Source organism: Rhizobium oryzicola, from assembly GCF_030504645.1.
GTDB lineage: Bacteria > Pseudomonadota > Alphaproteobacteria > Rhizobiales > Rhizobiaceae > Neorhizobium > Neorhizobium oryzicola.
In genome coordinates this window covers 320,437-335,573 of record NZ_JAUKWQ010000005.1, presented here as the reverse complement: position 1 = coordinate 335,573, position 15,137 = coordinate 320,437, and the positions used below count along the sequence as shown (strand labels likewise).

14 protein-coding genes are annotated in these 15,137 nt (G+C 58.7%); 9 read left to right on the top strand and 5 right to left on the bottom strand.

All coding sequences use genetic code 11. The features are described 5' to 3' along the window. Window positions 1-63: 63 nt before the first annotated feature. From Q2T52_RS17585 to hflX, 4 genes are all read left to right on the top strand, one after another. Entirely contained in the window at window positions 64-2,334 is a 2,271-nt protein-coding gene (locus tag Q2T52_RS17585) for a sensor histidine kinase NtrY-like (protein WP_302078103.1), read from the top strand. Then, window positions 2,324-3,688 (top strand): nitrogen assimilation response regulator NtrX, encoded by a 1,365-nt coding sequence (gene ntrX / locus Q2T52_RS17580; protein ID WP_302078102.1) that lies wholly within the window; start codon window positions 2,324-2,326, stop codon window positions 3,686-3,688. Before Q2T52_RS17585 ends, ntrX begins: the two co-directional genes overlap by 11 nt. A gap of 341 nt (window positions 3,689-4,029) precedes the next feature. Next, window positions 4,030-4,272 carry an RNA chaperone Hfq gene (hfq, locus tag Q2T52_RS17575; RefSeq protein WP_302078101.1) on the top strand — a complete coding sequence of 81 codons (243 nt, stop codon included), beginning with the start codon at window positions 4,030-4,032 and terminating at the stop codon, window positions 4,270-4,272. 234 nt (window positions 4,273-4,506) lie between these two features. Then, window positions 4,507-5,868, top strand: coding sequence for a GTPase HflX (gene hflX / locus Q2T52_RS17570; RefSeq protein WP_302078100.1), 1,362 nt, complete (start codon window positions 4,507-4,509; stop codon window positions 5,866-5,868). 5 nt (window positions 5,869-5,873) lie between these two features. Here the strand turns inward: hflX and Q2T52_RS17565 are convergent, their stop codons facing one another. The 3 genes from Q2T52_RS17565 to Q2T52_RS17555 are packed head-to-tail and all read right to left on the bottom strand — an operon-like array spanning window position 5,874 to window position 7,944. Next, window positions 5,874-6,464, bottom strand: coding sequence for a hypothetical protein (locus Q2T52_RS17565; RefSeq protein WP_302078099.1), 591 nt, complete (start codon window positions 6,462-6,464; stop codon window positions 5,874-5,876). 35 nt (window positions 6,465-6,499) lie between these two features. Next, window positions 6,500-7,330, bottom strand: coding sequence for a nucleoside triphosphate pyrophosphohydrolase (gene mazG, locus Q2T52_RS17560; RefSeq protein ID WP_302078098.1), 831 nt, complete (start codon window positions 7,328-7,330; stop codon window positions 6,500-6,502). Between the two features lie 26 nt (window positions 7,331-7,356). Then, window positions 7,357-7,944 (bottom strand): nucleoside deaminase, encoded by a 588-nt coding sequence (locus Q2T52_RS17555; RefSeq protein WP_302078097.1) that lies wholly within the window; start codon window positions 7,942-7,944, stop codon window positions 7,357-7,359. A gap of 307 nt (window positions 7,945-8,251) precedes the next feature. Here Q2T52_RS17555 and Q2T52_RS17550 point away from each other — a divergent pair, with 307 nt between their 5' ends. The 4 genes from Q2T52_RS17550 (at window position 8,252) to Q2T52_RS17535 (ending at window position 11,712) form a co-directional block, all read left to right on the top strand. Further along, entirely contained in the window at window positions 8,252-8,566 is a 315-nt protein-coding gene (locus Q2T52_RS17550) for a DUF2849 domain-containing protein (protein ID WP_302078096.1), read from the top strand. A 7-nt stretch (window positions 8,567-8,573) separates the two neighbouring features. Beyond that, on the top strand, window positions 8,574-10,244 hold the full coding sequence (locus Q2T52_RS17545) for a nitrite/sulfite reductase (protein WP_302078095.1): 1,671 nt from the start codon (window positions 8,574-8,576) through the stop codon (window positions 10,242-10,244). A 14-nt stretch (window positions 10,245-10,258) separates the two neighbouring features. Continuing rightward, window positions 10,259-10,765 (top strand): DUF934 domain-containing protein, encoded by a 507-nt coding sequence (locus Q2T52_RS17540; protein WP_302078094.1) that lies wholly within the window; start codon window positions 10,259-10,261, stop codon window positions 10,763-10,765. A 122-nt stretch (window positions 10,766-10,887) separates the two neighbouring features. After that, a complete protein-coding gene (locus Q2T52_RS17535; protein WP_302078093.1) occupies window positions 10,888-11,712 on the top strand; it encodes a ferredoxin--NADP reductase in 825 nt (274 codons plus the stop codon). 52 nt (window positions 11,713-11,764) lie between these two features. On the opposite strand, the gene Q2T52_RS17530 is transcribed toward Q2T52_RS17535, so the two are convergent. Together Q2T52_RS17530 and Q2T52_RS17525 are read right to left on the bottom strand one after the other, a co-directional pair. Continuing rightward, a complete protein-coding gene (locus tag Q2T52_RS17530; protein ID WP_302078092.1) occupies window positions 11,765-13,030 on the bottom strand; it encodes an MFS transporter in 1,266 nt (421 codons plus the stop codon). Between the two features lie 156 nt (window positions 13,031-13,186). Then, window positions 13,187-14,401 (bottom strand): NADP-dependent isocitrate dehydrogenase, encoded by a 1,215-nt coding sequence (locus Q2T52_RS17525; protein ID WP_302078091.1) that lies wholly within the window; start codon window positions 14,399-14,401, stop codon window positions 13,187-13,189. 170 nt (window positions 14,402-14,571) lie between these two features. Between Q2T52_RS17525 and Q2T52_RS17520 the strand changes: the two genes are divergently transcribed. Next, entirely contained in the window at window positions 14,572-15,102 is a 531-nt protein-coding gene (locus Q2T52_RS17520) for a hypothetical protein (protein WP_302078090.1), read from the top strand. Window positions 15,103-15,137: the final 35 nt, after the last annotated feature.

Sequence of the window (15,137 nt, the reverse complement as noted above, 5' to 3'; positions counted from 1 at the left end):
CTCGTCCAAGTTCTTACAGGTCAATTCGTGATCTCGCATTACGGGATCGGGAGAGGGGTTCGCATGACGGAAGGCCCGACGGCGATTGCCGGCGACGATCCGGCTGCGCTTGTGCAGGACCGAAGGGCATCTTTTGCCCTTCCCGGTCTCTTGCTGGCGGGCGGAGCGCTTCTATGCGCCATGCTGACGCTGTTTGTGCTTCTGGGCGTTACGCCGATCGCGCCGACCACCAATGTCGTCATTGCCTCGGCCGTGCTCAACACCATCTTCGTCCTCGGCCTCTTCTATCTGATCGGGCGCGAAGTCTCTCGGCTTCTGAAGGCACGCAAGCGCGGCCGTGCGGCAGCCCGTCTGCACGTGCGCATCGTCGTGCTGTTCTCGATCGTTGCAATCACGCCAGCTGTCCTCGTGGCAATCTTCGCCAGCCTGACGCTGAATGTCGGCCTCGATCGATGGTTCTCCATCCGCACACAGTCAATCGTTCAGTCCTCGCTCGATGTGGCGCAGGCCTATATGCTGGAAAATGCCAGCTATTTGCAGGGCCAGACGGTTTCCATGGCGAACGACCTGGAGCGCAACCGCGCCATGTTCTACCTGGACCGCACGGGTTTTGTGGAGCTGATGACGCGACAGGCGAGGGGTCGCGGCATGCTCGGCGCCTTCCTGGTGCGCGAGGATGGCGCTGCCGTCGCACAGGCCGATATCAAGACGGAGCGCCCACTTCCCGCCGTCCCGCCGGATGCGCTTGCCAGTTCCGCGGCCGGTCAACCCACGCTCATTCCGCCTGGAGTGACCAACCTCGTTGGCGCCATCATCAAGCTTGAGGTTATCCCCGGCACCTTCCTCTACACGATCCGCGCAGTGGATCCGAAGGTCATGACCGCCATGCGGCTGATGGAGGATAACCGCGCCGAATATCAGGCCATGGAAGCGGGCCGCATGAGCCTGCAACTTGCCTTCGCGGTGCTTTATCTCGGCTTTGCGCTGATCGTGTTGCTTGCCGCCATCTGGACGGCCATCGCCGTTGCTGACCGCATCGTAAGACCGATTCGCCTGTTGATTTCTGCCGCCGATGCGGTGGCGACCGGCAATATGAATGTGGTCGTGCCGGTTCGGTCTGCGGACGGTGACGTTGGCAATCTGTCACGTACCTTCAACAAGATGATTTCCCAGATCCGCAGCCAGCGCGACGAAATTCTGGAAGCCAAAGACGAGGTGGACGACCGTCGCCGCTTCATCGAGGCGGTGCTATCGGGCGTGACCGCTGCCGTCATCGGCGTCGAGGACGATCACCGGATTTCCATCGTCAATCCGTCGGCGGAAGAATTCCTCGGCCTGCAGGCAGAGCAGTTGCTTGGCCAGAGATTGATGGACGTGGCACCAGAAATTGATCAGGTGCTGAAAGAGGCAACCGGCCGGGCGCGCAGCGATTTCCGCAAGGAAGTCAATCTGATGCGCAATGGCAAGGAGAGGACGCTGAGCGTCCAGGTAACCAAGGAAGAGCAGCGCAGCGCATCCGAATCCTTCGTCGTCACGCTGGACGACATTACCGACCTGGTGATTGCGCAGCGCTCCACCGCCTGGGCGGATGTCGCGCGCCGCATTGCGCATGAGATCAAGAACCCGCTGACGCCGATCCAGCTTTCGGCCGAGCGCCTGAAGCGCCGCTATGGTAAGCAGATCGACGAGAGTGACCGGGCGGTGTTCGACCAATGCACGGACACGATCGTTCGCCAGGTGGGCGATATCGGCCGGATGGTGGATGAATTTTCTGCCTTTGCGCGCATGCCGAAGCCGACCAAGGAGCATGCCGACCTGCGCGACATCCTCCGGGACTCGATTTTCCTGCGCGAGATGGGTACCTCGCATGTGGATTTCATGCGCGATCTTGGCGACGAGCGTCTGGAGGGGCTGTTTGACTCCCGCATGCTGGGACAGGCCTTCGGCAATCTTATCAAGAATGCGGTCGAGGCGATCGAGGCCGTTCCAAGCGGCGTTGAGCGTGATGGCCGCAAGGTATGGGTGCGCGCCCGTTTCGACAAGGCGAGGGACCAGTTCTGTGTCGATGTGATCGACAACGGCAATGGTCTGCCGGTGGAAAACCGCCATCGCATTCTGGAACCCTATATGACGATGCGCGAGAAGGGCACGGGCCTTGGCTTGGCGATCGTCAAGAAGATCATCGAGGAACATGGTGGGCAGCTCGAACTGCATGATGCGCCCGCCGAATTCGATCATGGCCGGGGCGCCATGATCAGGGTCATTCTGCCGCATCCGCCCGTGGCGGCGGTACCCGGAACAGACAGTGGTAAGGAAATAGCATATGGCGTCTGATATTCTGGTCGTGGACGACGAGGCAGACATCCGCGAGATCGTTTCGGGTATCCTGTCGGACGAGGGGCATGAAACCCGCATGGCGCACGACAGCGACAGCGCCTTGGCGGCGATTTCTGATCGCGTTCCGCGGCTTGTCTTCCTTGATATCTGGATGCAGGGCAGCAAGCTCGACGGTCTGGCATTGCTGGATGAGATCAAGACGCGCCATCCGGAACTGCCTGTCGTGATGATTTCCGGTCATGGCAATATCGAGACGGCGGTCTCGGCGATCAAGCGTGGCGCCTTCGACTTCATCGAGAAGCCGTTCAAGGCCGATCGGTTGATCCTGATTGCCGAACGGGCACTGGAAAACTCCAAGCTGAAGCGGGAAGTGTCTGAGCTCAAGAGGCGCACGGGCGATGCGGCTGAACTCGTCGGTACGTCCGTTGCGGTGTCGCAGCTGCGCCAGACGATCGAGAAGGTCGCTCCAACCAACAGCCGCATCATGATTCTTGGCCCTTCCGGTTCGGGAAAAGAGCTGGTGGCGCGGATGATCCATCGGAAGTCTACCCGTTCGGGCGGCCCGTTCGTGGCGCTGAACGCGGCGAACATCACGCCGGATCGCATGGAGATCGCGCTGTTCGGCACGGAGGGTGGCCCTGGCCAGCCCCGCAAGATCGGTGCGCTGGAAGAGGCGCATCGCGGCATTCTCTATCTGGATGAAGTGGGCGAAATGCCCCGCGAAACCCAGAACAAGATCCTGCGGGTGCTTGTCGATCAGCAGTTCGAGCGTGTCGGCGGTTCCAAGCGGGTGAAGGTGGATGTGCGGATTATCTCCTCGACCGCCTATAATCTGGAAAGCATGATTGCCGAGGGTATTTTCCGCGAAGATCTCTATCATCGTCTTGCGGTCGTGCCGGTCAAGGTTCCGGCCCTGGCTGAACGGAGGGAAGATATTCCTTTTCTGGTCGACATGTTCATGCGCCAGATTTCCGAGCAGGCGGGTATTCGTCCGCGGCGAATCGGTGACGACGCGATGGCGGTTCTGCAGGCCAATGACTGGCCGGGAAATATCCGCCAACTGCGCAACAACATCGAGCGCCTGATGATCTTGGCGCGGTCGGACAGTCCGGATAGCATAATCGGTGCTGATATGCTGCCGACCGACCTCGGCGATATGTTACCCAAAGTATCATCCAAGGGTGACCAGCACATCATGACCCTGCCGCTGAGAGAAGCGCGCGAGATGTTCGAGCGTGATTATCTGGTGGCGCAAATCAATCGATTCGGCGGCAATATTTCTCGTACGGCGGAGTTTGTCGGCATGGAGCGCTCGGCTCTGCATCGCAAGTTGAAGTCGCTCGGCGTCTGACACCGTAGGGGGATCGTTACTGGAAAATGCGTGCCTCGCACTGCAGCGCAGCTTTTGCGCGGTGCAGAATTCTGTGGATGACTGAATTATGTCGAGGCGGATCATTGGCACGCCCAAGCGAGCACAGTCTCCATCTAAGGTCATGCGCGCTCGTTCGTCGCCCGAAAATCCGCGGAAGTCGCTCATCCGACCGTCAAATGCGCGCAATTTTTCGCCGTTGCGGAAAACACGGTGATTTGATAACCAAACCGGGATAGGAGGCAGGAGGGGTTTCCTATTGGCCTTCTATGCATAATCATCCCCCGGCCCTCGATGTCGGCAAAAAAGAAAGAAGCGGCGCTATGGCGGAACGTTCTCAAAACCTGCAGGATCTGTTTCTCAACACGGTTCGTAAGCAGAAAATCTCTCTGACAATTTTCCTGATCAACGGCGTGAAGCTCACGGGCGTTGTGACGTCTTTCGATAATTTCTGCGTGCTGCTGCGCCGCGACGGTCATTCGCAGCTGGTTTACAAGCACGCGATCTCTACCATCATGCCTGGCCAGCCCATGCAGATGTTCGAGGCTGAAGAAACCGCACCTTGATTTGGTGCGGACACCCCAGGCGCCGTTGAATTGTTGATGGTTTCGTACCATCTTTGAACCAGATGGCGCCGTGATGCTGTCAGCCGACTGCATGGCTGGAATGCTCGCCTAGATGAGCGTCATCGTTCCGTGGAATTTGGGGCAGTGTTGGCGCATCACGCGCACTCTGCCTGTGCATGAAGGACGACGACGATCAGCGCTCGCGACATAACCAATGAATCCCTGGTGCCGGAAATGGAGAAGCGCCGCGACGATATGCGCGCGCTCGTTCTGGTGCCTGTCTTGAAGCAGCAGAAGACCGCGCGTCCGTCATTGAGCGACACTCTGCCGCCGGCGCCGCGTCGCTCCGACGAAGCACGTCTGGAAGAGGCCATGGGGCTTGCCCGGGCGATCGACCTCACGATCGTGCAGGGCGTGATCGTCACCGTCTCGCAGCCGCGCCCGGCCACGCTGATCGGCACGGGCAAGATCGAGGAGATCAAGCATTTGCTCGATGAGCACGACGCCGGTCTCGTCATCGTCGATCATCCGCTGACGCCCGTGCAGCAGCGCAATCTGGAAAAGGAATGGCAGGCAAAGGTCATCGACCGTACCGGCCTCATCCTGGAAATCTTCGGGCGTCGTGCGTCCACGAAGGAAGGTACACTCCAGGTCGATCTGGCGCATCTGAATTATCAGAAGGGCCGGTTGGTTCGTAGCTGGACGCACTTGGAACGTCAGCGCGGTGGTGCGGGTTTTATGGGCGGTCCGGGTGAAACCCAGATCGAAGCGGACCGTCGTCTTCTCCAGGATCGCATCGTGCGGCTGGAGCGAGAACTGGAGCAGGTGGTGCGGACCCGCCAGCTTCATCGTGCCAAGCGTCGCAAGGTGCCGCATCCGATCGTAGCGCTCGTGGGTTATACCAACGCCGGCAAGTCCACACTTTTCAATCGTATTACCGGCGCGGGCGTGTTGGCCGAAGACATGCTGTTTGCGACGCTCGATCCCACGCTGCGCCGGATGAAGCTGCCGCATGGCCGGACCGTCATTCTCTCCGATACGGTCGGTTTCATTTCCGATCTCCCGACCCATCTGGTCGCTGCCTTCCGCGCAACGCTGGAAGAGGTGCTGGAAGCAGACCTGATCCTGCATGTGCGCGATATGTCCGATCCGGACAATCCGGCGCAGTCGGCGGACGTTCTGCGCATTCTTGATGATCTCGGCATCGACGAGAAGGAGCGGGATGAACGCATCGTCGAGGTCTGGAACAAGATCGATCGCCTGGAAACGGAAGCACACGAAGCCATCGCGGAAAAGGCGCTTGGTCGACAGAACGTCATGGCCGTATCTGCTGTGACAGGCGAGGGGATCGATTCCTTGATGGACGAGATCGCGCGCCGGCTCTCCGGCGTGTTGACCGAGACGACCGTCATCATCCCACCGCAGAAGCTGAACCTTGTTCCCTGGGTCTATGAGAATGCGATGGTGGACGCGCGCGAAGACCGTGAAGACGGCTCCGTTGCCTTCGATCTTCGTCTTTCGGAAACGCAGGCCCTGGCGCTGGAGCGCAAGCTCGGGCTTCAGGCGGTGCCGGCCAAGGAAGACTGGGAGCGGTAGGCCCGTCATTCGTTTGGCCGCAAGCTTCGCTGAGCGAGAGAATTGAGGACAACGGCCAGCAGATCTGGTTGTTCGGCGTCGAATATCGGAAGTCCGTGCTGCCTGGCGCTCTTGTGGAGATCCTTTCCGTCCCGGATCGATCGTTCCAGGAAGCGGTCGATGATCATGCGAGTGTCGCGATCCCGATTCCAGTAATCGGACCCGATGTGCATCCGTTCGGTCAGCCGCTCCGGCGAGGCGTGCAGCAGACATGCGAACACATCGTCAGACTGCAGGTCCGCGATCCGGTCAGGGCGGAGCGCAGAGCCTTCTACGATAAGGCTTTCTTTGTTCCCCAAGGCAGTTTCCAGCCGGTGCCTGATGAGCGGCCACATATTCTCGTGGTGCACCTTCAGGAACCAGTGGACCGTAGCAGGTGAGAGGCTCTGATAGAATTCGGCGACTTGTGGTCGCACGTCCGGCCATGGTCGGCCCGGATGTCGCGCCATGTCATCGGTCGATTCGACCGGCCACCGAGTGATTTTTCCCAAATCTGCTGCAAGCGTAGATTTGCCCGTATGAGAAGTCCCGCCGATCAAAATCTGCAGCACCGGCATGACGCAACACTCTTTCAGACTGATTCAATTGATGGTCAGGAGCCCCGCTCCATCTGCTTCGCGGCCTGCCATAAATCTTCCATTTCATCGAGTGTGGCATCTTCAAGTGATTTCTCTATCACTTTAAGTTCCTTCTCGATATAATTGAATCGACGTCTGAATTTCGTATTCGTTCCCCGCAATGCCTGTTCGGGATCGGCCTTGACGTGGCGTCCGATATTGACGAGCGCGAAGATGAGATCGCCGAGTTCATCCTTCACTTTATCAGGTGCGCCGCTCTTTAGCGCTTCGCGCAGTTCCTCGATTTCTTCCTCGATCTTGTCGAGGATAGGTTCGGCCTCCGACCAATCGAAGCCAACCTTCGCGGCGCGCTCCTGCAGTTTCAGCGCCTCGGTCAAAGCAGGTTGACTGCGATGAACGCTGCCGAGATGGCCGGCTTTGAAATCCTCCGTAATGCCGCGCTTCAACCGGCGCTCTGCGCGCTCACGCTTTTCTTGCGTCTTGATCTCGTCCCATTGCACCTTGACCGCATGCGGCGTGTCGGCATCGGATCTCGCAAAGACATGCGGATGCCGGCGGATCATTTTCTTGGTTATGGCCTCGACCACATCACCGAAGGAGAACTCGCCCGCCTCTTCCGCCATGCGGGAATGGAAGACCACCTGGAGAAGCAGGTCTCCCAACTCCTCGCAAAGATCATCCATGTCGCGGCGCTCGATGGCGTCGGCGACCTCATAGGCTTCCTCGATCGTATAGGGCTTGATGCTCTCGAAATCCTGTTCGATGTCCCAGGGGCAACCAGTCTCCGGGTTCCGCAGGGCAGCCATGATTTCGATCAGCCGGGAAATGTCCTTGGAAGGCTCCACGGTATTTTGGTCCTTATGCGAATGGATCAGTTGAGGGGGATGGTGTTGCCGGACTTGCTGGCTTGATAGATGTCTGACAGGGCATCGTAACGCTGCTTGATGGAGGTGACGCGTGCATCGAGTGTGCCTCGCAGGGTTGCTTCCTCGGTGTCGACCAATTCTCGGATGGAGTAGGATCGCCAGAACGCATTTTGCCGCCGATAGCCGCCAGGCTCCAGACCGAAGACTTCCTTCAGAATCTTCAGGTCATGCGGAATGGCGAATGCGTCCCGCGAATCCTCATGGCTGAAGAAGTAGTAGAAATTATCAAAACCCGCCCATGTAATCGCCGACATGCACATGGTGCAGGGTTCATGGGTGGAGAGGAAAATCAGATCCTTTGTGTTCGGCTTTTCCTGCATCTCGTAGAAGCGCTTCAGCGTATGGACTTCGCCGTGCCAGAGCGGATTTTCCAGTTCGTTGTTGGTTTCGGCGATGACAAGCGACAGATCGGATTTGCGCAGGATCGCGGCGCCAAACAGCTTGTTGCCGAGCGTCACGCCCTTTTCGGTCAGCGGAATAATGTCCTGTTCGATAACATCAAGCAGACGGGATGCAATGGTTTGGCCGGTCACGGGCTTGAGCTTCCTTGGTTCAATCGTTGCGCCGCATCATAGAAGCATGTGCGGCGATGACCAAAGCATTTTCAGCATCGGCTCCGCGCTGGACGGCGCTGCAGCAAATGCGCAGCTGCGGGCGCATTTTCCCCTGCATCCACTTGATGGGGAACAGAAATGCGGTTCTGTCAGCTGCAGGGAATAAGCGTTTCTTCCCGCACTGCGCTTCATCTGCCATATTGCGGTAAAAGCTGCCTGTCTGCGCGACCGGTGGCAGCGTGTCGTTTTTCTGATATGCGATGCGTCAAAGACGGGATTGAACGAGATGACAGACAAGGTTTTGACCGCCAACCGGCTGACCGACGGCATTGCAGTCTGGTTGGATGCGAAGGGTCAGTGGACTGAAGCGCTGCAGGATGCTCTGGTAGCGCGGCATGCCGAGGCGGTTGCTTCGCTGGAAGCGATCGGCAAGCGAGATTTTTCGGCAAACCTTGTTGTGGACGTCAATGTCGTCGAAGTGGAAGAGGTGGCAGGCAAGCTCCGCCCTTTGCGTCTTCGCGAGCGCATCCGCGCTGAAGGTCCGTCAATCGTGTATGCGGACGGTTACGCCGCCGCCGATCCTGATTTTATTGCCGCCTGAGGATAGCATGTATCGTTACGATGAATTCGACCACGCCTTTGTGACGGGTCGCGTGGAGCAGTTTCGTGATCAGGTGGCTCGCCGCCTGTCTGGTGAACTGGCGGAAGACGCATTCAAGCCGCTGCGCCTGATGAACGGCGTCTATCTTCAGCTGCATGCCTATATGCTTCGTGTGGCGATCCCGTATGGCACGTTGAATTCGCGCCAGATGCGGATGCTCGCCCATATTGCCCGCAAATACGACCGCGGCTACGGTCACTTCACGACCCGTCAGAACATTCAGTACAACTGGCCGAAGCTTTCAGACACTCCGGATATTCTGGCTGAGTTGGCATCTGTGGAAATGCATGCGCTGCAGACATCCGGCAATTGCATTCGCAATGTCACCGCCGACCATTTCGCGGGCGCTGCCGCCGATGAAGTGGCCGATCCGCGGCCTTACGCAGAAATCCTGCGCCAGTGGTCGTCTGTGCATCCGGAATTTTCCTTCCTGCCGCGCAAGTTCAAGATTGCCGTGACTGGAGCGGAGCGCGACCGCGCCGCAATTCAGGTCCACGATATCGGCCTTCATCTGAAGAAGAACGAGGCGGGCCAGATTGGCTTTGCCGTTTACGTCGGGGGCGGGCAGGGCCGCACGCCGATGGTCGCGAAGAAGATCAAGGACTTCCTGCCCGAGGAAGACTTGCTGTCCTACACGACGGCGATCATGCGTGTTTACAACCTGCATGGTCGTCGCGACAACAAGTACAAGGCGCGCATCAAGATCCTGGTTCACGAGACGGGCACGGAAGAGTTGGCGCGTCAGGTTGAAGAAGAATTCGCGCATCTGAAGTCATCTGAGCTGCGTCTGCCAGAGGCGGATATCGAAGCGATCTCGGCCTACTTTGCACCGCCCGCGCTCAAGGAACGCCCGGAAGGCTGGGCGCAGCTTGCCGGCTGGAAGAAGGCCGACGAGAATTTTGCGCGCTGGGTACAGCAGAACGTGCAGCCGCACAAGCATCCCGATTACGGCATGGTGACCATCTCCCTGAAGCCGATTGGCGGCATTCCGGGCGATGCCACGCATGTACAGATGGATGCGATTGCGGACATCGCCGAAGAATACGCCTTCGACGAAATCCGCATCAGCCATGAGCAGAACGTGATCCTGCCGCATGTGGCGCTGGCCGATCTGGAGCCGGTCTATCGGGCGCTGGTTGCGCAGGGGCTTGCGACTGCAAATGCAGGCTTGATCACCGACATGATCGTCTGTCCCGGGCTCGACTATTGCGCCCTTGCCAATGCGCGCTCCATTCCGGTTGCCCAGGCAATTTCCAACCGCTTCGGTTCTGCCGAGCGGCAGGCGGACATCGGCGAGCTGAAGATCAAGATCTCCGGCTGCATCAATGCTTGCGGTCACCACCATGTCGGCCATATCGGTCTGCTGGGGGTCGAAAAGAAGGGTGCCGAACTCTACCAGATCACGCTGGGAGGATCGGCCGACGAGCACACCTCCGTCGGGGAGATCATCGGTCGCGGATTTGAGCCGGAAAAGGTGACGGACGCTGTCGAGACGATCGTTGATACCTATCTTGGCCTTCGTCTGTCGAGAGAGGAGACTTTCCTGCAAGCCTATCGCCGTGTCGGTCCGCAGCCCTTCAAGGATGCGCTCTATGGCAAGACGGCTGAAGCGGCTTGAGGGACGCAACGGATATGACGACACGTATTTGGAGAGAGACCGGCTTCGTGGAGAATGATCCCTGGATCATTGAGACGGACGAGGTGAAAGCGGAAGAGGATCAGCGCCCGCTGTTGACAATGGATCAACTCATTGAGCAGGCAGATGCCAGCAATGAAGTTGGCTTCGGCGTGCTGATCAAGCCGGCCGATGATGTACGCCGTCTTGAGCCCTATCTCTATCGTATCGAGTTGGCGGCCGTTCAGTTTCCCGCTTTTAACGATGGACGCGGTTTTAGCCACGCCTCGCTGCTGCGCGAACGTCTCGGCTATACCAATGAGCTGAGGGCTGTGGGCGATGTGCTGATCGACCAGGTGCCGCTGATGTTGCGCTGTGGCTTCGATAGCTTTGCCGTCAGCAATACGACCGCCTTGAAGCGACTGGCTGAAAACCGCCTGCCGGGTATTTCGGTTCACTATCAGCCGACGGCGCGGAGCGCCGAGGCAGGAGAGGCCTATAGCTGGCGCCGCCGCAGCGTCTAACTGGACTGGATAGGACAATATTTCGCAAGGCCCGCGGCATATGAACGCGGATGCCTTCAAATGCGCTTGCACATGGTATATTCGCATGCGCGATACCAACAGGATGGAATGAGAGCACCGGCATGAACGCTCCGACGAAGACCGAAGAATTCGCTGCAAAGGCCCCAGCCGCTATTCCGGATGGCGTCTATGCTGAGACGGTCCTGTCCGTGGAGCATTATACGGATCGTCTCTTCCGTTTCCGCATGACGAGACCTGCCGGTTTTCGTTTCCGTTCGGGCGAGTTTGCCATGATTGGCCTGATGGTTGGTGACAAGCCGATTTATCGCGCCTATTCCATCGCAAGCCCATCCTGGGACGAGGAGTTGGAATTCTTCTCGATCAAGGTGCCGGATGGTCCGCTGACCTCGCACCTTCAGAAGATCCAGCCCGGCGACACGGTTCTGATGCGCAAGAAGCCGACGGGCACGCTGGTGCTGGATGCACTGACACCCGGCAAGCGCCTCTACATGTTCTCCACGGGCACGGGTATCGCGCCGTTCGCCAGCCTGATCCGCGACCCGGAAACCTATGAGAAGTTCGAGGAAGTCATCCTTACCCACACCTGCCGCGATGTGGCGGAGCTGAAATATGGCTTCGACCTCATGGAAGAGATCCGCAATCATGAATTCCTCGCGGAACTCGTCGGCGACAAGCTCAAGCACTACCCGACAGTCACGCGCGAAGCCTATCCTTTCCAGGGCCGTATCACCGACCTGATGGAAAGCGGCAAGCTCTATACGGATCTGGGCGTTCCGCCGCTCGACCCGGCCGCCGATCGCGGCATGATTTGCGGCTCGACGGCAATGCTGAAGGATACGAAGGACCTGCTGGAAAAGGCCGGTCTCACCGAAGGTGCCAACAACAAGCCCGCCGAGTTCGTGATCGAACGCGCATTCGTTGGCTGAGTGGTCGGGCGCTTAGCGCCCGAACCCCGACAGCAAGCTAGGAGGCGCGAGTTTAATGGACCGCGCCTTTTTGCGTATCATGTTCGTCCGGGATGATCTCCTTGCGGTAGAGGATGAAGATTGCCATGGCAGCAAAGGCGATCGCGCCGCCCACATAGTGTGAGAGCGGAAAACCACCCTTTGTCACCAGCCAGCCAGCAACGACATTGCTGAGCGAAGCTCCGACGCCCTGCACGGTCATCACACTGGCGAGGCCGACATTGAAGCGCCCGGTTCCCTCCAGAATGCGTTCCACCGCAACCGGTGTCAGGATGCCGAGCAGGCCGGCACCAATGCCATCCAGAAACTGCACCGGGTAGATCACCCAAAAGCCGTGGAAGCTTCCGGCCAGCACGCCGCGAACCGGCAGCGCCATCAACGCGATCACGAAAACGGTGCGAAGGCCGATACGGCGGATGAGGTAAGGAGCGAGTGCCGCAACCAATATCATGGCAGCCTGGGCGACGCCGGTGATGATGGCGGTGGTGCGAAATGGGGTCCGCAGTTCCAGTGCAAAGTCCTGCGCGATCAATCGACCCATCGGCGCGTTGCCGAAGTGGAAGATCATCAGGATGATGGCGAGCAGGATGAGACCGCGCTCCTGCAGCAGGATTTTCAGGCCGGAAGGGCCGGGTGCGCCATCATCATGGGCAAGGCCGCGGGCGACGTCGTGATCGATGCGCTTGGGATCGATGGCAGCGATCGCCGCCAACGTGCCGAGCGCAGTCGCAATCATCAGCCAAACCATACCATTATTGCCGAACACCGGAATGATCATGAAGACCGCGAACAGCGATGCGAAATTTCCGGTATGATTCCAGACCTCGTTTCGCGCGATCTGCTGTGAGAAAAGCTTCTGGCCCACAAGGCCAAGCGTGAGACCGGCCAATGCCGGCCCGATGACCGCGCCGACCATTGCTGTCGCCAATTGACCGAACCATACAATTCCGGGTGTTGGCGCAATCAGTGTCACCAGGGCCCCGACCGTAACGAGGATGACGGGGCCTGCGATCAGCGCCCGCTTCCAAGTGGAACCATCCACCACGGCACCACAGAGCGGCGTCGCAATCAGCCCGATGAGTCCGCCGGCAGTCGCGATGGCGCCGAGCGACATGGAAGACCACCCATTCGTCGCCAGAAAGGCATCGAGAAACGGTCCAAGGCCATCGCGGGCATCCGCGAGAAAGAAGTTAAGGACTGCGAGGGCAAACAGCGAACGGTCAGAAAACCCGCTCAATTGCCCCGGAACGGCCGAAGTACCCGAAGAGGTGGACGTCATTGAAAAACCCATGTGGGTGACAGATGCCGACCACAATGCGGCGAATGCAGTTTGGTTGCCTGAAAACGAAAAAGTTCCATCACTTTCGCGATAAGCGCGCAAAAAAGAAACCCGGCACAAGGCCGGGTTTCAATTCAACTCGATAGATGCCGGAAATCAGGCACCCATGGCCTTTTGCAGGTTCTCGTCGATCTTGTCGAGGAAGGCCGTGGTGGAGAGCCACGGCTGATCGGGGCCGATCAGCAGCGCCAGATCCTTGGTCATGAAGCCGTCTTCCACTGTCGCGACGCAGACGGTTTCCAGCGTGGATGCGAACTTGGCCAGCTCGGAATTGTCGTCCAGCTTGGCGCGGTGTGCGAGACCACGGGTCCAGGCGAAGATCGAAGCGATCGAGTTCGTCGAGGTTTCCTGGCCCTTCTGGTGCTGGCGGTAGTGACGCGTGACCGTGCCGTGCGCGGCTTCGGCTTCAACCGTCTTGCCATCCGGGGTCAAAAGAACCGAGGTCATCAGGCCGAGCGAGCCGAAGCCCTGGGCAACCGTATCGGACTGTACGTCGCCATCGTAGTTCTTGCAGGCCCAGACGTAACCACCGGACCACTTCAACGCGGAAGCGACCATATCGTCAATCAGGCGATGCTCGTAGGTGATGCCGGCGTCCTTGAACTGATCCTTGAACTCGGTTTCGTAGACTTCTTCGAAGATGTCCTTGAAGCGACCGTCATAGGCCTTGAGGATGGTGTTCTTCGTGGACAGGTAAACCGGCCACTTGCGCATCAGGCCGTACATCATCGACGCACGGGCGAATTCGCGGATGGATTCGTCGAGGTTGTACATGGCCATGGCCACACCGGCGCCGGGGGCGTCGAACACTTCCTTCTCGATGACAGTGCCGTCTTCACCAACGAACTTGATGGTCAGTTTGCCCTTGCCGGGGAACTTGAAGTCGGTCGCGCGGTACTGATCGCCGAAGGCATGACGGCCAACAACGATCGGCTGCGTCCAACCCGGAACGAGGCGCGGCACGTTCTTGCAGATGATCGGCTCGCGGAAGATCACGCCGCCGAGGATGTTGCGGATCGTGCCGTTCGGGCTCTTCCACATCTGCTTGAGATTGAATTCCTTCACCCGGGCTTCGTCCGGCGTGATGGTCGCGCACTTGATGCCGACGCCGTACTTCTTGATGGCGTTTGCAGCGTCGATCGTGACCTGGTCGTTGGTAGCGTCGCGATTTTCGACCGAGAGGTCGTAGTAATCGATATCAAGGTCGAGATACGGATGGATCAGCTTGTCCTTGATAAGCTGCCAGATGATGCGCGTCATTTCATCGCCGTCGAGATCGGCGACGGGGTTGGCGACCTTGATCTTCTTCATGTATCTGCCTCTTGCAATGCGGGTTAGAGTTCCCGAGGGGTGGACATAAGTCCCGGTCGCTATAGCATTGCCGAGAGAGAACGCAAAGCGTTGGCGGAACAATTGGCATTGCCAAAAAGGCGATCCGGCGTAATGTCCGCCAACATCAGAAATCAGGGATTCATCTCACCATGCGGACCATGCCGCTCGCTCTCATTCTCTCCATCCTGACATCTGGCGCCTTCGCAGCCGAGGCGACCGATCCTGTGAAACAGGTGATGGATATGACCAAAACGAACTGGGAGAGCGTCGACGCGGACTGGAAGTTCATCTTCGATGCCGATCCCCTGTCGAAGCTCTACAGCAAGCGTTTTCAGGCGGCCTATAACGAGGCTGCCAAGCATCCGGCCTATGAAACGGAGAACAACCAGCCCGGCGATCCCTTCGGCTATGACGTGATCACCGATTCGCAAGACGGCTGCCCCCTGAAGGATGTCACCATCGCCTCGGCTGGCACCAAGGATAATGTCACGGATGTCAAGGTCACGTTCAAGCTCTGGACCTGCATCGACGATCCGCAGATCAAGGACACCGTCAACGAAGTCCACTTCGACGTGATCACCGAAGATGGAAAGCCCGTCATTGATGACATTCACCGCGTGGCTGACAACGAACGCGACTCGGTGTTCAAGGAATTGCAGGAACTGGCCAAGGGGCAGTAGTTTCCCGTCAGGCCGTTCCCTCGGGGGAGATCGGA

Bases quoted from the DNA above. Each gene is read 5' to 3' on its own strand.
- hflX (WP_302078100.1), top strand. From the start codon at position 4,507: ATGGAGAAGCGCCGCGACGATATGCGCGCGCTCGTTCTGGTGCCTGTC.
- ntrX (WP_302078102.1), top strand. From the start codon at position 2,324: ATGGCGTCTGATATTCTGGTCGTGGACGACGAGGCAGACATCCGCGAG.
- Q2T52_RS17550 (WP_302078096.1), top strand. From the start codon at position 8,252: ATGACAGACAAGGTTTTGACCGCCAACCGGCTGACCGACGGCATTGCA.
- hfq (WP_302078101.1), top strand. From the start codon at position 4,030: ATGGCGGAACGTTCTCAAAACCTGCAGGATCTGTTTCTCAACACGGTT.
- Q2T52_RS17585 (WP_302078103.1), top strand. From the start codon at position 64: ATGACGGAAGGCCCGACGGCGATTGCCGGCGACGATCCGGCTGCGCTT.
- Q2T52_RS17565 (WP_302078099.1), bottom strand. From the start codon at position 6,464: ATGCCGGTGCTGCAGATTTTGATCGGCGGGACTTCTCATACGGGCAAA.
- Q2T52_RS17530 (WP_302078092.1), bottom strand. From the start codon at position 13,030: ATGACGTCCACCTCTTCGGGTACTTCGGCCGTTCCGGGGCAATTGAGC.
- Q2T52_RS17520 (WP_302078090.1), top strand. From the start codon at position 14,572: ATGCGGACCATGCCGCTCGCTCTCATTCTCTCCATCCTGACATCTGGC.
- Q2T52_RS17545 (WP_302078095.1), top strand. From the start codon at position 8,574: ATGTATCGTTACGATGAATTCGACCACGCCTTTGTGACGGGTCGCGTG.
- Q2T52_RS17535 (WP_302078093.1), top strand. From the start codon at position 10,888: ATGAACGCTCCGACGAAGACCGAAGAATTCGCTGCAAAGGCCCCAGCC.
- Q2T52_RS17540 (WP_302078094.1), top strand. From the start codon at position 10,259: ATGACGACACGTATTTGGAGAGAGACCGGCTTCGTGGAGAATGATCCC.
- Q2T52_RS17525 (WP_302078091.1), bottom strand. From the start codon at position 14,401: ATGAAGAAGATCAAGGTCGCCAACCCCGTCGCCGATCTCGACGGCGAT.